This window comes from Sorangium sp. So ce406, from assembly GCF_051474675.1.
Taxonomy (GTDB): domain Bacteria; phylum Myxococcota_A; class Polyangia; order Polyangiales; family Polyangiaceae; genus Sorangium; species Sorangium cellulosum_G.
In genome coordinates, this window is sequence record NZ_CP150340.1 from 10,906,962 (window position 1) to 10,925,668 (window position 18,707).

Consider the following 18,707-nt stretch of genomic DNA (forward strand, 5'->3'; position numbering starts at 1 on the left):
TAGAGCGATGACGCGCAGGCCGTCAGCCCGAGAGCATCCCTCGGTCCGCCCGCATCGAGGCGAGGCTACGGCGAGGCCGCCCTCCCCTCCTCCAGCGCGCCGCGCCGCGCCTGCACGCATCCCGCGCCGGCGCGCCCTCCGCTCGCACGATCGCCTCCAGCTCCGCCCTCTCGAGCGTCTCCCGATCGAGCACCCGCTCCGCGATGCGGTGCAGAACCTGCAGCCTCTCCCTCAGCACAGCGCGCCCCCGCTCGTACGCCGCCGTGACGGCCGCCCGCACCTCGGCGTCGATCGCGCGCGCTGTCTCCTCCCCCCCGGGCGCGGAGGCGGTCCGGATCGCGCAAGCGCAGGAGATCCAGCGGCTCGCGACGTCATGGCAGCTCGAGAATCACCCCCGGGACGACGCGCTGTCTCTCTATCCCGCGTTCCCTCCGCCGACGGGGCGCGCCAGGCTCCTTGACGCCGAGCCGCCACCGTTTTCCTCGTAACCCCACTTACCTCGGTGTGAACCGAGAGGGAGAGCGCGGCGCCGGCGCTCGAGGCGGAAGACCGCACCGCGATGGAGCCCAGCCGCGCGCCGGGCGCGTGTACACTCCGCCTCGTGCCGTCCGCGCCGCCCTGCGACCGCCTCCGGGCTCGCCTGTCGAAGAGGTCCTCACTCCCCCGGCGCCTGCCAGGACGCGCGCACCCAGGCCTGCTGGCCGCCCTGGGCTGGCTCACGGCCTGCGCCGCTCCGAACGACGGCAGCGGCAGCGCGGCGAAGAAGGTCGAGGCCTCCGGCGAGGCCCCCGTGGCGCACGGCGCAGAGCGAGCGGCCCCCGCCGCGGCTGCAGGGCTCGCGGCGGCTTCGGCCTCCGCCGCATCTCCAGGGCCCTCCGCGGCGTCCGCCGCCGCTGTGTCGGCCCCCGCCGCGCCCGCGCCGGCCGGCAGCGCGCACGCCGGCGCAGCCATCCCGGGCGGCGCCGCCGTCGAGCCCGCGCCGACCGTCTCCGCCGCGAGCGCCGCCTCCGCCGCAGCGCCGCCGCCAGGCTCCGCCAGCGCCGGGGCCGCCGCCTTTCCTCCGCGGCCGCTCGGGCTTCCCCTGGAGCTCGGGTCCTGCCCCGCCGAGATGGTCCTCGTCGGCGGCTTCTGCATCGATCGCTACGAGGCGCACCTGGTCGCCGACGCCGGCGGACAGCTCACCGTTCACCCGCACTACCAGCGGCCCGAGGCGAACGTCCGCTATCTCGCCCGCAGCGAGGCCGGCGTCTTCCCGCAGGCGTACATCAGCCGCGTCGAGGCCAAGGCCGCGTGCGTCGCCGCGGGCAAGCGCCTGTGCACGCGGCGCGAATGGCAGCGCGCCTGCCGCGGCAACGGCGTGGACCGCTACCCGTACGGCCCCCGCGGCGAGCGCGGGCGGTGCAACACCGGCAAGCCCCACCTCCTGCGCGAGCTCTTCGGCGACCACCCGCCGGGCGGGTGGAGCTACGAGCGCCATTTCAACAGCGCCGACCTCAACCAGAAGCCCGGCTTCCTGGCGAGGAGCGGCGACCACCCCGGCTGCGCCAGCGAGCTCGGCGTCCACGACATGGTCGGGAACCTGCACGAGTGGGTCGGCGACATGGTCGATCACGAGCTCGTGCAGCGCATGCGCACCGAGGGCGTCGAGCGCCGCGACCAGCCCTGGCACGAGGGCAACGGCGTGTTCATGGGCGGCTTCTTCAGCACGACCAGCGAGCTCGGCCCGGGCTGCTACTTCACCACCATCGCCCACGAGCCGACCTATCACGACTACTCGACGGGATTCCGCTGCTGCGACAGCCCCGAGCTGCCCGCAGCGCCGGACACGGCGCTCACGCCGTGAACATCCGGTCGAGCACCGCCCTCGGCGCCCCGCCCTGCAGGATCGTCTCGAGCGCCTCGAACACCCCCCCGTCGACCTTCCGCGCCTTCGCGAACGCCACGACGCGCGGGATCAGCGGGATCGCCTCCACGCGCAGCCTCGCCTGCGCGACGGCCTCGTCGAGCGTCCGACCGCGCGCGAGCGCCTTGCCGAGCAGCACCTCGGGCCGGCTCTCGAGCCGGATCGAGGCGAGCAGATCGCCATAGCCGCCGAGCCCCAGCATCGTCCGCTCCTCCGCGCCCGCCGCCGCGGCGACGCGCGCCGCGCTGTCGACCGCCCTCGAGATGAGCGCCGCCAAGAGCCCCGGGCCGGCGCCCGCCTCCTCGGCGAAGCCAACGCCGATCGCCAGGCAGCCCACCAGCGCCGACGCCCACTCCAGGCCCTGGAGATCCGGCGTCGTGTAGACCCGGAGCGCGTCGGACTGGAACGCCGCGGCCACCGCCGCGTGGACCTCGGGGAACCGCGAGCCGCACACCATCGCCGAGGGGCGGCCCTCCCGGAGCTCATCCGCCTGCACCGGGCCGCCCAGCGCGCCCACCCGGCGCGCCGGGGTCTCCTCGCGCACCAGATCCGAGACGGTCTTCAGCGCCTCCCCCTCCAGCCCGCGCACGCCATGGATCACGAGGTGCGATCCATCCATGTGATCGCCGAGCGCGCGCAGCGCCGTCCGCGCCGCGTTCGACGGCACCGCGATCACGAGCAGCCGCGCCCGCGCCACCTCCGCGTGGTCCCGCACGATCCGCGGCCCGTCGTTGATCTGCGGGTGCTCGCGCCGCGAGAACAGCAGGACCTCCGCCCCGGTGCGGCTCGCCGCGAGCGCCAGCGCCACGCCCCAGAACCCGCCGCCGATGACCCCCACCGAGGGCACAGGACGCGCGCTCACCGGCCACCTCCGGCGCCGTTCATCGAGCCCGCGCGCGCGCCCGCGGCCGCGCCGCGGGACGAGGCCGCGCCCCGGTCGTCGAGCGGCGGCGGCGAGGGCGCGAGCGGCGGCAGCGGCGGCTGCACCTGGAGGCCGGACGGGACGCCGGGCGGCGCGATCACGTCCCACGCCACGCCGTGTGCGGCGAGGCGGTTCTGGTAGTAAAAGAGCAGGTTGGTGTCGCAGATCGCGATGCCGTCGGGCCGCGAGTCGAGCACCGGCGACGAGTGGTATCCGGCGAAGGCGCGCAGCGCGCGCTCGACGATGTCCCCGCCCGAGCCGAGCCGGACGTCCTCGCCGAGCACGATGCACCCCCTCTGCTCCAGCTCACGCAGGCGCTCGCAGAGGGCCATCACGTCGGCCGCGAGGTCGTCGCGCGGCACCGTGAGCACGTCGCGCTGGCGCAGCACCGTGAAGAGATCCGCGGCGGGCGCGTGCGCGCGGAGCCGGGCGAAGCTCGCCGCCGCGACCACGTGCGTCGCCATCACCACCGTGTCGCGCGCGTACGCCCGGCAGATCTCCTCGCCGAGCTCGCGGGCGTACTGGGCGTCGCGCGCCCCGTCGATCACCGGGGCCCCGTCCTGGTTCTTCACGTAGCTCGCCGGGTCGACCTCGCGGCCGCGCGCGTCGAAGGAGCGGCCGAGCTCGTCGACCCGGTTGCCGAACGGATCGAGCGGCTCCGAGAAGCGGATGACGACCGCGGCGTTCATCGCGAGCAGCTTCCGGAGGAACGAGGCGATGCGGCCGATCCGGCTCGACTCGTCGTCCTCAATGATGAAGCGGCCCTTGCCGGCCTCGGAGAGGAAATCGGCGATGAGCGTCTCGGCCTCGAGCGTGATCAGGTAGTTGATCGTGGCGGGGACGAAGAAGACGCGGCGCTCGCGGCCGCTGAGCAGCGTGCGCGTGTACGCCTCGAACGCGCTGCCGACCAGGCCCAGCTTGAGCCTGCGCTCGATGCCGCCGGAGCGCGACCGCGTGCCGCCCGGGAAGAACAGCGAGTGGTAGCCGCGCTCGAGCAGCACGCCCGAGTACGTCTTCAGCACGTCCTTGTAGAGGTTGTGCCGGATGCGCCGATCGACGCGGTAGGCGCCGAGGTTGTGCATGAAGAACGAGAGGACCGGGTTCGTGAACAGGTTCTTGCCGGCGCCGTAGGTCGCGGGCGGCAGGCCGGCGCGCTCGAGGGCGTAGCCGAAGACGATCGAGTCCATGTTCGACAGGTGCGTCGGCACATAGACGGCCGTGCCGCGCTGCACGAGCGACCGGAGCTTCGCGAGCGGCCCCTGCACGAGCACCCGGTCGGCGAGCAGCTCGAGGCTGACGAGCTTGCGCGGGTCGCGGACCACGGTCACGAGCTTCCGCGGCGCGAGCAGGGCGCTCACGACCGGCGGCAGGAGCCGCGACGAGAGCTGGTAGACGCGCCGGTCGAAGTTGCCGGCGATGTCCCACGCGTACTCCTCCGCGAGCTCCCGCAGGCGACGGCGGCGCTCCGCGTCGTGCATGCGGCCGAGCGAGCGGGCGAGCTTGTGCCAGTCGCCGAGCTCGCGGACGTCCTGCGGCTTCCGGGAGCCCTCGAGCCGCTTCGCCTCCTGATACGCCGCCTCGTTCATGGCGAGCAGCGGATCCCTGGTGGCGCCGACGACCCGGTCGACCACGGTGCGCACGATCTCGTCGCGCGCGTCGTTGAACCCGAAGATGGGAGCGCGGGAGTCCATGCCCGTAGTCGTATAGAAATCAGGCGGCGGGCGCGAGCGGAATACGGCCGCGCGCGACCGCGTCACTCAGCGGTAATTGTCCTTGGCGCGCCGCACGGCGGCGAACACGTCGGGCAGCGTGGCCCCCGGGAATCGCGCCTGTACGGACGGCTCGCCGCAGCGCAGGAACGGGTTCGTCGCGAGCTCCTCGGCGATGGTGCTCCCCACCGTCGGCTCGCCGCGATCGCGCGCCGCGCGGGCGGCCTCGAGCTTCTTGCGGACAGCCGCGTTCTCGGGCTCGACCGTCTCGGCGAAACGAAGGTTGCTCACGGTGTACTCGTGACCGCAGAACACGCGTGTGTGCCCCGGGAGCGCGGCCAGCTTGGAGAGCGAGGCGTGCATCCCCTCCGGTGTGCCCTCGAACATGCGGCCACAGCCGGCGATGAACAGCGTGTCCCCGGTGAACACGGCGTCCTCGACGCAGTACGAGACGGCGCCGAGCGTGTGCCCGGGGACGTGCAGCGGCCGGAGCTCCAGGCCAGCGATCCGGACCGGCTGGCCCTCCTCGACCCGCTCGGTCTGCGCCGGCACGCGGCCGACGTCGCTCGAGTGCGCGTACACCGGGAGGTCGCCGTAGCGCGCGCGGAGCGCCTCGTTGCCGCCGACGTGGTCGTGGTGGTGGTGCGTGTTGACGATGGCGACCAGGCGGAGCTTCTCGCGCTCGAGCGCCTCGATGACCGGCGGGGCCTCCGAAGGGTCGATGACGATCGCCTCGCTCCGCCCGTCCGCGGCCACGAGGTAGGCGTAGTTGTCGCTGAGGCAGGGTACGGGGACGATACGCATGGGGCGTGACTATAGCGGCGCCCCCGGCGAGGACCGGAGAAAAGGTGAGCGCGCCGCCGCCCGCGGTGGCGGCTCAGCCAGGAGGCCGTCCGAGGCCCATCCGCCCGGCGATCTTAAGCGCTTTCCGGCGAATATCCTGGGCTGACACGCGCCGGGTGCGCTTGCCGTCCACGAGCGTCCGCTCCCCCACCGCCGACAGCGTGTGCAGCCCCTGCGGGAACGGCCCGCCCGGATCAGGCTCCACCGCAGCCACCACCTCCTCGTCGTACTCGGTCGGCGTGAGCCGGTTGACGCGCAGGATCACGATCCGGCCGCCATAGCTCGTCGAGCAATCCTGGGCTGGCCGGTAGAGCTGACCGTCCACGACGAACGGTGTTCCGCCCGGCCGGGCAGAGCCGACATCCACCTTGACCGGGTTGGCCGGGTGCGGCGTCCAGGGGCCGAGGAGATCCGGCGCGTGGTAGACGAACAGGCGCGGGGAGTTGCCCGGATACGGGACGTCCGCGGCCCAGAGCCAGAATCGCCCCTCGTGGTGCACGACGGTGGCGTCGGCGTAGTGGAAGTCGTCGAAGAGGTCGGCGACGTGGACCCACCGCTCCGGGAACGGATCGGCGCGGTAGAGCGAGAGCTTGCCGGCCATGCAGGTCTCGGGAATGCAGTAGATCTCGCCGCCGTGCCGGAGCAGGAACGGATACGACGCGTGGACGCCGGGATCGAGGCCGAGCAGCCGGCGCGCCGGCGACAGGCGATCGCCGTCGAGCGTGAGACCGACGAGGACGCCGCGGCGAAGCTGCGGGTCGAAGTGCTCGCAGAGGATGCTCACGCGATCGCCGTCGACGATGCCGAACGGATCCGCGAAGAACGCGCCCGGCTCCCCTTTGATGAGCCATCGCACCTCCGGCCGCGCGCTCGGCTGGCCGAGGAAGGTGTGGATCGGGGCGTCCACGATGCCGACGCACCACTCGTCCTGGAGGAAGACGCGCCACGCCATGAAGGCGGCCTGGTTCTTCGCCGTGCGCGCGAGCAGCCTGGCGACGTCGCGGTGCGTCGGCGCCCCCTCGGCGGGGGACGGCTCCGCCGCTGGCGGCGCCTCGAGATAGGCGGCGGCGCCCCGGGCGATGTCGGCGCACACCTGCGCCGGCCAAGCCGCGCTGCCCTCGCAGGAGCTCGCGACGTTGGCCGGATAGGTCGGCATCGTTTTGAAGCACCCTCGCTTGAGGGTCACCGCCGCGCCCTGCGCGGCGCCGAGGCGCTGAAGCACCACCTCGGTCAGCGGCGCCCGGGTGAGCACCTCCCAGAACCCCGGCGGGCGGCCCGACGAGGCCTCCTGCGCGTCGTGCCGGAACGACCAGGCCCCGTGGCGGGGGGCGCGGAGGAGCGCGCCGTCGAGCCCCGCGGCCCCGAACACGAGGAGAACATCGAGATCTGCCGCCACGCGCGCGGCGTCCGCGAGCGGGACCCGCGGCGCGTCGGGGACGATCGCCGCGAGGTCGACGGCGCGCTCGGCGCCCACGGCGGCGCGGCGGTAGGCCTGGAAGAGCGGCGGCGCCGCGCTGGCCGACGGCGCCGGGCAGCGCACGACGAGGGCCGGGCGCGCCCCGACGCGGCGGAGCTCCTCGATCGCCTTCGCCTGCCACGCCTTGAGCGTGTCGCCGGCGCACGCGACGCCGAACCGCAGACCCACGTTATCCATGGCGGGCATCCTAGAGCAGGAGGGTGACCGCGTAACCCGCGAAGAGGAGCGCCAGGACCGCGAGCGTGATGCGCCGGAGCAGGGGCATGTCGAGCAGCGACAGCATCCGCAGCACCGCGATGAGCCCCGAGGCGCCGAGCACGCCGAAGCGATCGAGGAACCCGGCGGGCCAGACGAGCAGCACGACGGCGAGGAGCAAGCTGCTCAGCAGGCTGCTCGCGACCAGGCCGCGGCTGCCTCGGGCTCGGGCGAAGTAGAAGCACAGCGGGTCCGAGATGGCCGGCACCAAGAGGGACACGAGGGTCGTGGGCGGAAGCGCCTCCCGCGCGCTGCCCGTGAACGGCAGGAAGGGCACGCGGACGACGAAGAGGAGGTAGATGGCGACCCCCACCGCGAGCGTGAACGGCAGGGTGCGCGCCCAGCTCGAGAGCGCCCGCGCGCGCCGCTCGGCGTCGGTGCCGTCCTTGCCGAGCGCGGCGGCGGTGAGGGCGCGGCTCGCGAACGACTGCGAGGTCGTCGTGAGGAGCGGCACGATCGACCAGCAGAGCGCCTGCGTTCCGACCTTCGCCTCGCCGAGCAGCGGGATGCCCTGGTGCAGGGCGAGCGGGTAGATCGCGACCGTGGAGAGGTTCACGATCGAGGCCGGCACCGAGCCCCGCACGAGCAGGACCGCGTAGCGGACCGCGCGCCGGAGCTGTACGCGACCGAGCATGGCGAGGACGGGCACGGCGATGCCCGCGCCCGCGAGCACCGCGGTCAGCCGGGGCATCCCGAGCAGCGCCGCGCCGAAGCAGAGGCCGACCGAGATCAAGGCCGTGATCGAGAGGAGCGCGAGGAAGCGACCCCGGGTCTGCCAGAGGGGCCACGCGACCGGGTTGGCGCACGCGAGCAGCGAGGGGAAGGCGAACAGCCCGGCGCTCAAAGCGGCGACCGGCCCGAGCCCGAGGGCGATGTCCACGGCCAGCGTGACCGCGCCGGCGGCGGCGCCGATCACCGCGAGCGCGCCCGCCACGAGCGCGCGGCCGCGCGCCGTGCCGAGCAGCCTGGCGCGGTGCGAGAGCGCGGACGCGAGGCCGACGGCCACCAGGGAGATGACCGTGCTCGCGTGCGACGTCGTGAGGACGTAGGCCGTGATGGCGCTCGGGCCGGCCGCGGCCGACAGGAGCCACTGGCTCGTGATCGAGGCGGCGCGGGGCAGGAGCAACGCCGCCGCCACCCCGAGCCCGCCGTGCGCGATCCGGTGGAGCAGCTTCGTCGACGGCGCGGGCGCCCCCGGCGTCTCGACTACGGCGCGGAGAGCCACTGCGTCTCGACGGCGCTTCCGCGCCGCCGTCGCTCCCGGATCGACGCCGGCTGGAACCCGGCCTTCAGGATCCCGCGCTGCGAGGCGACGTTCCAGTCGTTCGTGTAGATGAAGCAAGCCTCCCCGGGCGGGATCGCCGCGCGAACGGCGCGCAGCACCCTGGGGTACAGGCCCTGCCCCCGGGCGCGCCGGGCCGTGACGCAGTCCGCGATCACCCAGGCCGGGGCGCCCTCGGCGCCGGGCGGGACCTCCTCCGGCGCCGCCGGGCGCAGCCAGCAGACCTGCACCGCCCGGCCGTCCCGGAGGACACCGAAGGCGCGCTGGCCCTGCGACAGGGCCTCGAGGTACTTCGCGCGCCCCTGCGCGTCGAGGGCAACCTCGTCCTCGAGCATCGCGAGCAGCTCCGGGGCGCGGAGCTGCACCACGTCGGGGTGCTCCTGCCCGGCCTCGGCCGGCGCCCTGTAGAAGAGCATCCGCTCGCGTTCGAGGCGGCTTCGCGCGCGCCCGACGAGCACGCCGAGCGGCTGGCGCACGTCCACCACGACCGCCCGGCGGAGCCGGTTCCGCGAGCGCCCGAGGTTCGACATCATGGCGCCGCGCAGCTTCCTGTTCCCCCACTCGTCCCACAGCGCCTGGAGCCGCGACGACGCCCGGATCCGCTCCTCGACGAGCCCGCGCACGTAGAGGGCGGACGCGGCGCGCGGGGCGGCGATGAGACGGAAGAGCGGCTCGTCGACGTTCGCGAAGCGCCGCTTGTACGACTCGCCGCCGATGCCGAAGTCCATGCATGTGTACCCGCGCTCGCCCATCCAGAGGACGATGCGCCGGATCAGCACCGTGGACGGGGAGCAGGCGGCATGCACGGGCGAGTACGCGACGTGGTGGTAGACGAGCCGGTCGCGCGCCGTGAGCCCCACGGCGAAGGCGATCCCCTCGTCGGCCGCCTCGAGCGAGAACCGGACGAGGACGCCGTCGCGCGCCCAGCCCCGCAGCCTCGCGAGGAACCGCCGGCGGGCCTCGGCGAAGCGGTACTCGGATGGGGTCGTCGTGGTGTTCCAGCGCCGCTCGTGGGCGTCGCAGAAGGCGTCGACCCAGGCCTCGAGGCCGGCGTCGCCCTCCAGGGCCTTGAAGGCGAAGCCGGGCAGCCGCTTGAGGCGGTTGTCGAGGTTCTTCAGGCTCGACCCGCTCACCTTGCGGCGCAGCGCGTCCGCCGCGCCCGCTCCCTCGGGGACGCGGAGCACGGTGCTCGGGGTGGCCGTGAACGAGCGCCCGCTCCACCCGGCCGCGGCGATCCCGCGGCGCGCAGCCTCCAGGGTCGGCCCCCAGCTCGGGACGTTCTTGAGGAGCAGGCCGGAGCCGTCGACGTCCGCCAGGGCGCGGGCGAGCCCTTCCCCGAGCGCCTCCGGAGCCGCGCCCTCGCGCGTCACGCAGGTGCAGTGATCCGCGCCCTTGATGTTGAGCATCTGGATCACCCCGCTGCGCTCGCGGCGCAGGGGCCAGGCCGCGACGGCCGAGCCGTCCGGCGCGAGCGCCGTCGCGACGAGCGGCGCTGCCCCGTCGCGCCGCGCCAGCTCGGCCATCTCGTCGAGGTAGGCCGGCGCGCAGAAGGGGCTCCGGTGCGGATCGGCGCTCCAGAGCGCCGGGTACGTCGTCTCCAGGATTGCCCCTGGCGCCGCCAGGGCAGAGATCTGCCACCTCATGATCATCTTTTTCCTAAGGGGCGCGCGAGCTTAGACGAAGCGCACGGGCTTGACCACGGGTCTCCGGGACGCCCGACCGCGCAGGATCGCGAGAGCTCGAGGGAATATCGCGGCCGGACCGGGAAACGGTCTCGAGCGGGCGATGCGCCTCACGGAAGAGCGCGGCGCGGTGACACGGGCGCCGTCCTGTGGCAAGGGGGCCGCATGGCGTCGGCCGAGACCTCCGTCCGCTACCGCATCGGCGTCGATGAGAACGGCCTCGGCCCGCGGCTCGGCCCGATGGTGGTGACGGCGGTCCTCTCGCGCGTCACCGGGCCCGGCTGGGACACGGCCAGCCGCGCGCCCCGCGGCGCCCTGGCCCAGCGGCTCGGCGACTCGAAGCAGCTCGTCGCGTACGGGGACGTCTCGCTCGGCGAGGCCTGGACCCGCGCGCTGGTCGCCCGCGGCTGCGGGCGCGCGGGGACGCCGAGCGACGCGTCGTCGGTCGACGAGCTGCTCGACGCCGTCTCGCTCGACGATCGCGCCGCGCTGCGCGCGCTCTGCCCGGGCCACGTCGAGGAGCAGTGCTGGTCGACCGAGGGAGAGGCGTTCACCGCGCCCGACAAGCTGCTGCGCGCGATCGGCCGCGACCTCGACAAGCTCGCGGAGAAGGGGGTCGAGATCGTGGCCGTGCGCTCGATGCTGCTCTGCGTGAAGCGGATGAACGACGGTGTCCGCGCCGGGAAGAACCGGTTCGTGCTCGACCTCCACGCGATGGAGCGCCTCATCCTCGAGCTCGGCGGCCTTGCCGGCGCGGAGGTCTTCGCGGTGTGCGGCAAGGTCGGCGGCTTTGGCAAGTACGGCTCCGCCTTCGGCCCGCTCGCCGGGCGGCTGCACGCGGTGCTCGAGGAGGGCCGCGCCCGCAGCGCCTACCGCTTCCCCGGCCTCGGCGAGATCGCGTTCGTCCGCGACAGCGACGCCTCGGATCTGTGCGTCGCGATGGCGTCGATGGTGGGCAAGTACGTCCGCGAGGCGCTGATGGAGCGGATCGCGCGCCACTACCAGCGCGCCGTCCCTGGCCTGCACGGGGCGAGCGGCTACCACGATCCGGTCACCACGGCGTTCATCGGGGCGACCCGCCTCGTCCGCCGCGCGCGCGAGATCCCCGACGACTGCTTCGAGCGGCGCGCCGCCGAGGGCGACGTCGCTCTCGAGAGCGGCGGCCCGTAACGCCGAGTCCGGCGCCGCGAGGCTGCGCCGGCCGCGCGATCCGCGCCGCGGGGCGAAATCGGCGCGGCGAGGCGAAACCGGCGGCGCTGCGCGGCGTAGGAGGGGTGGTTACGCTACCCTTCCCGCAGGCCAGGTGGATATGAATTGGCTCCGCGCTGCTCGTCTACTTTTCGCGCTCTTGCTCGTCGGGTGCGCCGCCTTGTTCGCGTGCCGGCGCGCGGGCGAGGCGGGGCGCGCGAGCGAGGTTGCTCTTGGGTCCAAGGAGGCTGTGACGATGTCGGACAGAAGCTATCGCAAACCGTCGGATGAGGAGCTGCGCAAGCGGCTCACGCCGCTCGCGTACGAGGTCACGCAGCGCGACGCGACCGAGCCGCCGTTCCGCAATGCGTTCTGGAACAACCACGACGCGGGCCTCTACGTGGACGTCGCGAGCGGCGAGCCGCTCTTCTCGTCGCTCGACAAGTTCGACTCGGGCACCGGCTGGCCGAGCTTCACGCGCCCGGTGGCGCCGGAGCGGGTCGTGGCGCGCGTCGACAGGGCCCACGGCATGGTCCGCACGGAGGTGCGCTCCAGGGACGGCGACTCGCACCTCGGGCATGTCTTCGAGGACGGGCCTGCGCCGGCCGGGCTGCGCTACTGCATCAACTCGGCGTCGCTCCGGTTCATCCCGCTGGATCGCCTCGAGGCGGAGGGCTACGGCGCCTACCGCGCCCTGTTCGAGGGCGGGAGCGGCGCGCCTCAGGCGCAGGCCGGCGCCAACGCCTGCGCCGCCCCGGCGCCGGGGCAAGCCCCCGGCTGCCAGACCACGCTGGAGACGGCCATCCTGGCAGGCGGCTGCTTCTGGGGGATGGAGGAGATCCTCCGGGGGATCCCCGGGGTCCTCGAGACAGAGGTCGGCTACACGGGCGGCCGGATGACGAACCCGACCTACGAGCACGTGAAGACGGGCGACACGGGCCACGCCGAGTCGGTGCGTATCGTCTTCGATCCGGCGAAGCTGTCCTATGCCGAGCTGCTCGAGAAGTGGTTCTTCCGCATGCACGACCCGACGACGCGCAACCGCCAGGGCAACGACGTCGGCACGCAGTACCGCTCAGCCATCTTCGTGACGACGCCCGAGCAGCGCCGCGTCGCCGAGGAGGTGAAGGCGCGCGTGGGCCAGAGCGGCAAGTGGCGCGCGCCGATCGTCACCGAGATCGTGGAGGCCGGGCCGTTCACGCGCGCCGAGGAGTACCACCAGAAGTACCTGGAGAAGTACCCGGGCGGGTACACGTGCCACTACATGCGCGACTGACGCGGCGGGTACGACCTGCGCCGGCGGAGATCTCTCCTCCGACCGAATTGCCGGGCTGAAGCACAACAGCTCGGAGAGAACTCGGAAAGAAGAAGAGAGTTAGAACCACAGAGGCACAGAGGGCACAGAGGAGAAGAGAGAGAGATCTTATCTTCTCTCTTCCTCTGTGCCCTCTGTGGTTTTTCTGGCTTGTTTTCGAGCCGGGCGTCGCTTCAAAGGAGCAGCGCACCGGCTGGTTGGCCGCCGGCGGCCACGCCCGCGGGCCGCTAACCGGCGCTGCCCTCAGCGATTCGCGATGTGGATCGCCGCGCCCATGGCGTGGGCGGCGGCTTCCATCAGCGACTCGCCGAGGGTCGGGTGGGGGTGGATCGTCAGCGAGAGGTCATCGAGGAAGGCCGCCATCTCGAGCGAGAGCGACGCCTCGCTGATCATCGTGCTGGCCTCCGGCCCCACGATGTGGACGCCGAGCACCTGCTTCGTCTTCTTGTCGGCCACGATCTTCACGAACCCCTCGGTCTCGTTCATGGCCATGGCCTTGCCGAGCGCCGCGAACGGGAACTTGCCGACGCTGACGTCGAGGCCCTTCGCCTTCGCCTCGGCCTCGGTGAGCCCCACCGTGGCGATCTCCGGATCGGTGAAGATCGCGCCCGGGATCGCGACCCAGTCCTTCTCGGCCTTGTGGCCCGCGATCACCTCGGCGACGATCTCGCCCTCCTTCGTCGCCTTGTGCGCGAGCAGGGGCGGGCCGCTGACGTCGCCCACGGCGTAGATCGACGGCACGTTGGTGCGGCCCGCCTTGTCCGTGGGGATGAACCCGCGCTGATCGACCGTCACGCCGACCTTCTCGAGGCCGAGGCCCTTCGAGCTCGGCCGCATGCCCACGGCGACGAGCACCGTGTCCACGACGATCGTCTGCTCCTTGCCCTCGATCTGGATCTTCACCCCGACCGAGCCGTCCTTCTGCTTCTCGTACCCGAGCGCCTTGGCGTTCTTGTAGATCGTGCCGCCGCGCTTCAGGATCTTGCGCTCGACGATCTTGGTGCAGTCCGGATCGACGCCCGTGAGCAGGTCCGGGAGCGCCTCGACCACGGTGAGCTGGGAGCCGAACGCCTGGTAGACCATGCCGAGCTCGAGGCCGATGACGCCGCCGCCGATCACGAGCAGCCGCTTCGGGATGCGGCGCAGGCTCACCGCCTCCTTCGCGCCGATGATCGCGTCGCCGTCGAACTTGAACGTCGGGATCTCGATGGTGGTCGAGCCGGTCGCGATGACGATCCCTTTGGTCGCCTCGATCTGCTCCACCGAGCCGTCCGGCAGGGTCACGTCCACGCGCTTCGGCCCGACGATCGTCGCGGTGCCGGTGAGCAGATCGGCGCCGTTGCCCTTGAGCAGCGACCTGACGCCGCCGGTGAGCTTCTTGACGATGCCTTCCTTCCAGTCCTGCATCGCGTTGGCGTCGAGCTCGACGCCGCTGACCTTGATGCCCATCGAGGCGCCGGCCTGCGACTTCTCGTAGAGGTGGGCGGCGGAGATCAACGCCTTGGAGGGGATACAGCCCCAGTTGAGGCAGACGCCGCCGGGCTGCTCCTTCTCGATGCAGAGCGTCTTCTGCTTGAGCTGAGCCAGCCGGATGGCGCAGGGGTAACCGCCGGGGCCGGCACCGATGACGATCGCGTCGTAGGTCTTCATCCTTGTCCTTTTGTGCGCTTCGGAGACTGGAATAGGGGCGCCGGGGTGGGCCAGGCAAGCCCCTCGCTGACCAGCCCTGAGGCCGCGCCCGCCACGGCGAGCCGTACCCTGGGTTCCGGCGGGCTTACACGACCTCGCACCGAGGGGAAATCCCTCGCGTGGTCAGCGTCCGCCGCCGTGCGCGGGCGCTTTCGGGGAGCGCAGGAGCTCCGCGCGCTGGTCGCGCAGGTGCCAGGGCAGCTCCGCGTAGACGTCCTCGAACAGCGTCTCGCGGGCGGGCGGGTCCATCCCCTCGACCTCCGTGACCGCGGCGGCGATCTCCGCGTTGAGCTCCGCCTCCAGGGCCGCCTCCGCGGCGTCGTCGAGCAGGCCGCGAGCGGCGAGGTGGCGCCCGAGGCGCAGCAGCGGGTCGCGCTGCGTCCAGCGATCGACCTCCTCCTGCGACCGGTAGCGGCTCGGGTCGTCGCTCGAGGAGTGGGCCCCGACGCGGTAGGTGAGCGCCTCGATGAAGGTCGGCCCGCCGCCTGACCGGGCCCGCGCGACCGCCTCGGACACGGCGCGGTAGACAGCGATGACGTCGTTGCCGTCCACCCGCATCGACGGGACGCCGTACGCCCGCCCCTTGATGGCGATGGTCCGGGACGCCGTCTGCCGCTCGGTCGGCACGCTGATCGCCCAGTGGTTGTTCTGGCAGATCATCACGCACGGCACCCTGAACACCGCGGCGAAGTTCATCGCGCTGTGGAAGTCGGGCTCGCTCGTCGCGCCGTCGCCCATGAACCCCACCACCACCGTGCTGTCGCGCCGCAGCTTCGCGGCCCACGCGGCGCCGACCGCCTGCGGGATCTGCGGCCCGATGCAGCTCGACCAGGACACCTGGTTCACGCGCCGACCGCTCATGTGAGACGGCATCTGGCGCCCCTTGAGCAGGTCGCCCGCGTTGCCGAACACCTGGGCCACGTAGGTGCGGAGCGGGAAGCCGCGCACCAGCATCATCACGCTCTCGCGCAGCGCGGGGAAGATCCAGTCGCCCGGCTCGAGCGCGAGCGCCGCGGCGATCGGCGTCGCCTCCTGGCCGGTGCACGCGCCATAGAAGCCGACCCGCCCCTGCCGCTGGAGCAGGAGCATGCGCGCGTCGAGCAGCCGGAGCCGCTTGATCTCGCGGAAGGCGCGCAGCAGCAGCGCGTCGGCGAGGCCGGGATCGGTCGCAGGGTCCAGCGTCCCGTCGTCGCGGAGGACGCTGAGCAGGCCCTCGTCGTCCCCCTCCGCCGCTCGGGACGGCGGCGCGGTAGGCGGAGAGGCGTCGGCTGCAGGCCTCGTCGTGGCGCCGGGCGGCGTGGCTTCCAGCTCGCTCATGACGTGACGACCATACCGCGAAATGGCGGCGATCGTGGCGCCTTCAGCCCGCCGGAACGAGCCCGTTCGCCCTGGCCGCCTGCCGGAGCGAAGCGGCTCACATCCCTCGCGCCCGCGCTCAGCCGAGGAGGACGCGGAACATGCGCTTGCTGTCGGAAAGATAGTAATAGGCGGCGCGGTCTGCGTCGCCCATGAGCTCGAGGATGGCGCGCTCCATCTGGTCCGGGCTCAGCGTGTTGGACACCTCCCAGGTATCCGGCGTGACCTCGTCGCCCTGCCACGGTCCGGCGCAGAGCGCGACGAGGCGAGCCCGGTTCGCCTCGTCGGCGATCGAGAAGGTGAGGATGTAATCGTGGTTGACGAAGCCGCTATACAGCTTGTTGTCGCGCGGCACCTGGTCTCTCCCTGTCGTGGACGCGGCGTCACCGCGGTCCGGGCGGCAGCGGCGCGGCCGCCTCGTCGTCGTCATCGTCCTGGTCGGGACGGCGCGCGCCGAGCGTGAAGACGTGCAGCACGACCAGGCCCGCGCCGAGGAACACCTCGGACCGCCCCACGAGCTCGGCGCGGCGATGGGCGCGCTCCAGCTCCATGCCGAGCTCCCCCTCGCCGCGCCGGACGCCGTCGCGGTGGAGCGCGGCGATGCGGGGGGTGAGCGCCAGGCCGACGTAGGCGGCGCAGCCGGCCATCACCATGGCGACGACCCGGCGCACGCGGGCCGCGGGGCCCGCGCCCTGACGTCCTGCCGCCCACGTGCGCGCCACCTCCGCGCCGAGGAGGATCACCGCGGCGCCGAGCGCGAGCTGATCGAAGCGGGCGAACGCCGCGCTCATCGCGTCACCGGAGAAAGGGGCCGGGGCGAGCCGGAAGACGAACGGCGCGGCGCAGGCCCCCAGCGCCACCATCCCCCCGGCCCAGGCGCCCGCCGCGAGCGCGGCCACGCTCGCGGCCACCCGGTCGATCAGAAAGCGGCGCGACGCGGCGCGCTCTTCGGGGCCCGGGGCGAGGTCGGCCTCGCTGAATTGCGCTTCATCGTTCATGCATCCACCTCGGTGGGGGGCAGCGCGGCGTCCCGGCGACCTGCCCGCGGTTGGCTCCGTCCCTCTACGCCACCCTCGACCGCGCCGCATGCCCCGCGCGCGGCCGCCGCGCGGCTCAGTTGCCGGGCGCCGTCGGCGCGCCCTCGGCGGCGGAGGCGATTGCGGCGAGCGCCTCCTCGACGGCCCCCTGGTCGGCCTTCCGCTCGTCGCCCCGCATCGCCGCGATCGTCGCGCGGGCGGCCTCGAGGCGGGCGCGACCGGCGGCGGCGACGGCGAGCGTGCGGCGGTGGCGGTCCCACGCGCCCAGCTCGCTGAGGATCTCCCGGACCGCGCGCTCGTGCCCCATGCGCGCGAGCGCGACGCGCGCGTGCCAGCGCAGCGGGTCGCGGCCGAAGCCGATCCTGAGCCCGAACGCGCGCCGCTCCAGCGCGCTCCGGCCGGCCTGCAGGCCGAGCTCGCCGCAGAGCTCGATGGCCGCGGCCTCGTCCTCGTGGTCAACCCCGCGGAGCTTCCCTTCCACAATCTCGACGAGCACCGGGTGGCCGATCGGATCGCCGAAGCGCGCGGTGACGACCGCCGCCGCCGCCCGGACGAGCGGCGACGCGTGGCCGAGCAGCGCCCGCGTTCGCTCCATCGCCAGCGGCGGCAGCTCGCCGGCGGCTTCCCCGAGCTCCTCGAACATGCGCAGGGCGATGTGGCAGACGAGCGGGTCGTCGTCGTGCGTGGCCTGCATGACAGCGTCGACCGCGTCGGCCCGCTGGGCGCAGACGCGGGGGAACGCGATCACCGCCTGGAAGCGGACCTCGGGCCGCTCGTCCGAGAGGGCGCGCCGGAGCCGGCCCGTGGCGCGCCCGTCGCCAATCTCGCCGAGCGCCGTGATCGCCATCTGCCGGACGTGCGGGTCCACGTCCTCCACGGCGAGGAGCAGCGCGGGGAGCGCCTCGACCGCCTTCGTGTCGGCGAGCGCGATCGCCGCCGCCGCGCGCACCGCCGCGTGCGCATCGGAGCGCAGCGCGCCCTCGACCGCGCGCAGGACCTGCTCCCGCGCCGTCGCTGCGTACGGGACGAGGTCGCTCACCGCCTCGACGCGCACGGCTGGCTTCTGCGAGCCGACGTCGCGCAGCGCAGCCTCGAGCGTCCTTTTCGCAGGGGCCGGTCCGAACACGCGGCCAACGCTAGCACGGTCGACGCGCGACGCCGGATCGACCGAGCGGCGCTCAGCCGCCGCCCGCGCCGCCGTCGCCTTCGGAGCCGCCCGAGCCGCCGCCGGCGCCGCCCGAGCCGCCGCCGGCGCCGCCCGAGCCGCCGCCAGCGCCGCCCGAGCCGCCGCCAGCGCCGCCCTCACCCTCAGCGCCGCCCTCGCCCCCCGCCCCGCCCGTGCCAGAAGACCCCGGCGTATAAGGAGTCCACTCGGGCTGCTCGGTAGCGGCCCCGCAGATCCCGGGTGTGCTCTCGGCGTCGCCCGACGGCTCGCCGGGCGCGCTCGACGAGGAGGACGGCAGCGGCAGGCACGCCTTCCAGGCCTCGGGCTCCGTGTCGACGATCACGGCGTTGCGCTCGCCCGGCGCGATCGCCGCCGCCTCCCGGACGTCGCGGAGCGGGACGCAGGCGTAGCCGCCGCGGCAGTCCTCGTCCTCGTCGCACGTGGCCATGCAGAAGGTCCGCTCGAAGCGCGGCCAGCGGGCGTTCTCGAGCGCGCCGCACGCCTGGTCCAGCACGGGGTTGAACGCGACGCAGACGCTGCTGCCGAAGCAGCCGTTCGGCTCGCAGTTGAAGATCGTGCAGTAGCCGCCCGGCTGGGTGGTGTCGCAGAAGAGCGCCTGCTCTTGCTGCACACAGTCGAGCGACGTGGTGCACTCATCGCCGATCTGCGGGCCGCATCCGGCGAGCAGCGAGGAAACGCCGAGGACGACGAGCAGTTGGGCGGGCCCGGTGAGGCGAAGCATCGAGGAGGGCCGCTTAGTACTGGCGGGGGCGCCCGCGCGCAAGCATACGCGCGGCTCTGGCGCGCAGAACCGGCGCCTGCTTCCGCCCGAATTGACACCCTGCGGCCAGGCCTCTACAAACGAGCGGACCGGGGTTGGACCC

At 73.4% G+C, this 18,707-nt stretch carries 16 protein-coding genes; 3 read left to right on the top strand and 13 right to left on the bottom strand.

Annotated elements, in window-relative coordinates; all coding sequences use genetic code 11:
* Positions 1-22 precede the first annotated feature (22 nt).
* The gene (locus WME96_RS41010) at positions 23-355 is read right to left on the bottom strand and encodes a hypothetical protein (protein ID WP_437292405.1); all 333 of its coding nucleotides are present in this window, start codon (positions 353-355) and stop codon (positions 23-25) included.
* A 540-nt stretch (positions 356-895) separates the two neighbouring features.
* Between WME96_RS41010 and WME96_RS41015 the strand changes: the two genes are divergently transcribed.
* Positions 896-1,843: an SUMF1/EgtB/PvdO family nonheme iron enzyme gene (locus WME96_RS41015; RefSeq protein ID WP_437286976.1), complete on the top strand. Its 948-nt coding sequence runs from the start codon at positions 896-898 to the stop codon at positions 1,841-1,843.
* Here the strand turns inward: WME96_RS41015 and WME96_RS41020 are convergent.
* The 6 genes from WME96_RS41020 to WME96_RS41045 form a co-directional block, all read right to left on the bottom strand.
* On the bottom strand, positions 1,833-2,765 hold the full coding sequence (locus WME96_RS41020) for an NAD(P)-binding domain-containing protein (protein ID WP_437286977.1): 933 nt from the start codon (positions 2,763-2,765) through the stop codon (positions 1,833-1,835). The two genes, WME96_RS41015 and WME96_RS41020, sit on opposite strands and share 11 nt — an antisense overlap.
* Positions 2,762-4,516 (bottom strand): 1-acyl-sn-glycerol-3-phosphate acyltransferase, encoded by a 1,755-nt coding sequence (locus WME96_RS41025; protein WP_437286978.1) that lies wholly within the window; start codon positions 4,514-4,516, stop codon positions 2,762-2,764. Before WME96_RS41025 ends, WME96_RS41020 begins: the two co-directional genes overlap by 4 nt.
* 66 nt (positions 4,517-4,582) lie before the next feature.
* Complete coding sequence (gene gloB, locus WME96_RS41030; RefSeq protein ID WP_437286979.1) at positions 4,583-5,338, bottom strand: hydroxyacylglutathione hydrolase; 756 nt, start codon at positions 5,336-5,338, stop codon at positions 4,583-4,585.
* Between the two features lie 73 nt (positions 5,339-5,411).
* Positions 5,412-7,031, bottom strand: a complete 1,620-nt coding sequence (locus tag WME96_RS41035; RefSeq protein ID WP_437286980.1) for a glucosamine inositolphosphorylceramide transferase family protein — start codon at positions 7,029-7,031, stop codon at positions 5,412-5,414.
* Between the two features lie 10 nt (positions 7,032-7,041).
* A complete protein-coding gene (locus WME96_RS41040; RefSeq protein ID WP_437286981.1) occupies positions 7,042-8,334 on the bottom strand; it encodes a hypothetical protein in 1,293 nt (430 codons plus the stop codon).
* On the bottom strand, positions 8,316-10,034 hold the full coding sequence (locus tag WME96_RS41045) for a GNAT family N-acetyltransferase (RefSeq protein WP_437286982.1): 1,719 nt from the start codon (positions 10,032-10,034) through the stop codon (positions 8,316-8,318). Before WME96_RS41045 ends, WME96_RS41040 begins: the two co-directional genes overlap by 19 nt.
* 204 nt (positions 10,035-10,238) lie before the next feature.
* On the opposite strand from WME96_RS41045, the gene WME96_RS41050 reads away from it, so the two are divergent.
* Positions 10,239-11,243 (top strand): hypothetical protein, encoded by a 1,005-nt coding sequence (locus tag WME96_RS41050; RefSeq protein WP_437286983.1) that lies wholly within the window; start codon positions 10,239-10,241, stop codon positions 11,241-11,243.
* Positions 11,244-11,382: 139 nt separating this feature from the next.
* Positions 11,383-12,537, top strand: coding sequence for a bifunctional methionine sulfoxide reductase B/A protein (locus WME96_RS41055; protein ID WP_437292406.1), 1,155 nt, complete (start codon positions 11,383-11,385; stop codon positions 12,535-12,537).
* Positions 12,538-12,819: 282 nt separating this feature from the next.
* Here the strand turns inward: WME96_RS41055 and lpdA are convergent, their stop codons facing one another.
* The 6 genes from lpdA to WME96_RS41085 all read right to left on the bottom strand — a co-directional run bounded on the left by lpdA (position 12,820) and on the right by WME96_RS41085 (position 18,565).
* A complete protein-coding gene (gene lpdA / locus WME96_RS41060) occupies positions 12,820-14,226 on the bottom strand; it encodes a dihydrolipoyl dehydrogenase (RefSeq protein ID WP_437286984.1) in 1,407 nt (468 codons plus the stop codon).
* A gap of 162 nt (positions 14,227-14,388) precedes the next feature.
* Positions 14,389-15,582: a thiamine pyrophosphate-dependent dehydrogenase E1 component subunit alpha gene (locus tag WME96_RS41065; RefSeq protein WP_437286985.1), complete on the bottom strand. Its 1,194-nt coding sequence runs from the start codon at positions 15,580-15,582 to the stop codon at positions 14,389-14,391.
* Positions 15,583-15,700: 118 nt separating this feature from the next.
* Positions 15,701-15,976: a hypothetical protein gene (locus tag WME96_RS41070; protein ID WP_433930663.1), complete on the bottom strand. Its 276-nt coding sequence runs from the start codon at positions 15,974-15,976 to the stop codon at positions 15,701-15,703.
* Positions 15,977-16,004: 28 nt separating this feature from the next.
* A complete protein-coding gene (locus tag WME96_RS41075; protein ID WP_437286986.1) occupies positions 16,005-16,619 on the bottom strand; it encodes a DUF4149 domain-containing protein in 615 nt (204 codons plus the stop codon).
* A gap of 115 nt (positions 16,620-16,734) precedes the next feature.
* The gene (locus WME96_RS41080) at positions 16,735-17,784 is read right to left on the bottom strand and encodes a HEAT repeat domain-containing protein (RefSeq protein ID WP_437286987.1); all 1,050 of its coding nucleotides are present in this window, start codon (positions 17,782-17,784) and stop codon (positions 16,735-16,737) included.
* A gap of 52 nt (positions 17,785-17,836) precedes the next feature.
* Positions 17,837-18,565, bottom strand: coding sequence for a hypothetical protein (locus WME96_RS41085; RefSeq protein ID WP_437286988.1), 729 nt, complete (start codon positions 18,563-18,565; stop codon positions 17,837-17,839).
* Positions 18,566-18,707 lie beyond the last annotated feature (142 nt).

Coding starts and splice junctions, on each gene's coding strand:
- WME96_RS41025 (WP_437286978.1), bottom strand. CDS start 4,516: ATGGACTCCCGCGCTCCCATCTTCGGGTTCAACGACGCGCGCGACGAG.
- gloB (WP_437286979.1), bottom strand. CDS start 5,338: ATGCGTATCGTCCCCGTACCCTGCCTCAGCGACAACTACGCCTACCTC.
- WME96_RS41035 (WP_437286980.1), bottom strand. CDS start 7,031: ATGGATAACGTGGGTCTGCGGTTCGGCGTCGCGTGCGCCGGCGACACG.
- WME96_RS41045 (WP_437286982.1), bottom strand. CDS start 10,034: ATGAGGTGGCAGATCTCTGCCCTGGCGGCGCCAGGGGCAATCCTGGAG.
- WME96_RS41050 (WP_437286983.1), top strand. CDS start 10,239: ATGGCGTCGGCCGAGACCTCCGTCCGCTACCGCATCGGCGTCGATGAG.
- WME96_RS41055 (WP_437292406.1), top strand. CDS start 11,383: ATGAATTGGCTCCGCGCTGCTCGTCTACTTTTCGCGCTCTTGCTCGTC.
- lpdA (WP_437286984.1), bottom strand. CDS start 14,226: ATGAAGACCTACGACGCGATCGTCATCGGTGCCGGCCCCGGCGGTTAC.
- WME96_RS41065 (WP_437286985.1), bottom strand. CDS start 15,582: ATGAGCGAGCTGGAAGCCACGCCGCCCGGCGCCACGACGAGGCCTGCA.
- WME96_RS41075 (WP_437286986.1), bottom strand. CDS start 16,619: ATGAACGATGAAGCGCAATTCAGCGAGGCCGACCTCGCCCCGGGCCCC.
- WME96_RS41085 (WP_437286988.1), bottom strand. CDS start 18,565: ATGCTTCGCCTCACCGGGCCCGCCCAACTGCTCGTCGTCCTCGGCGTT.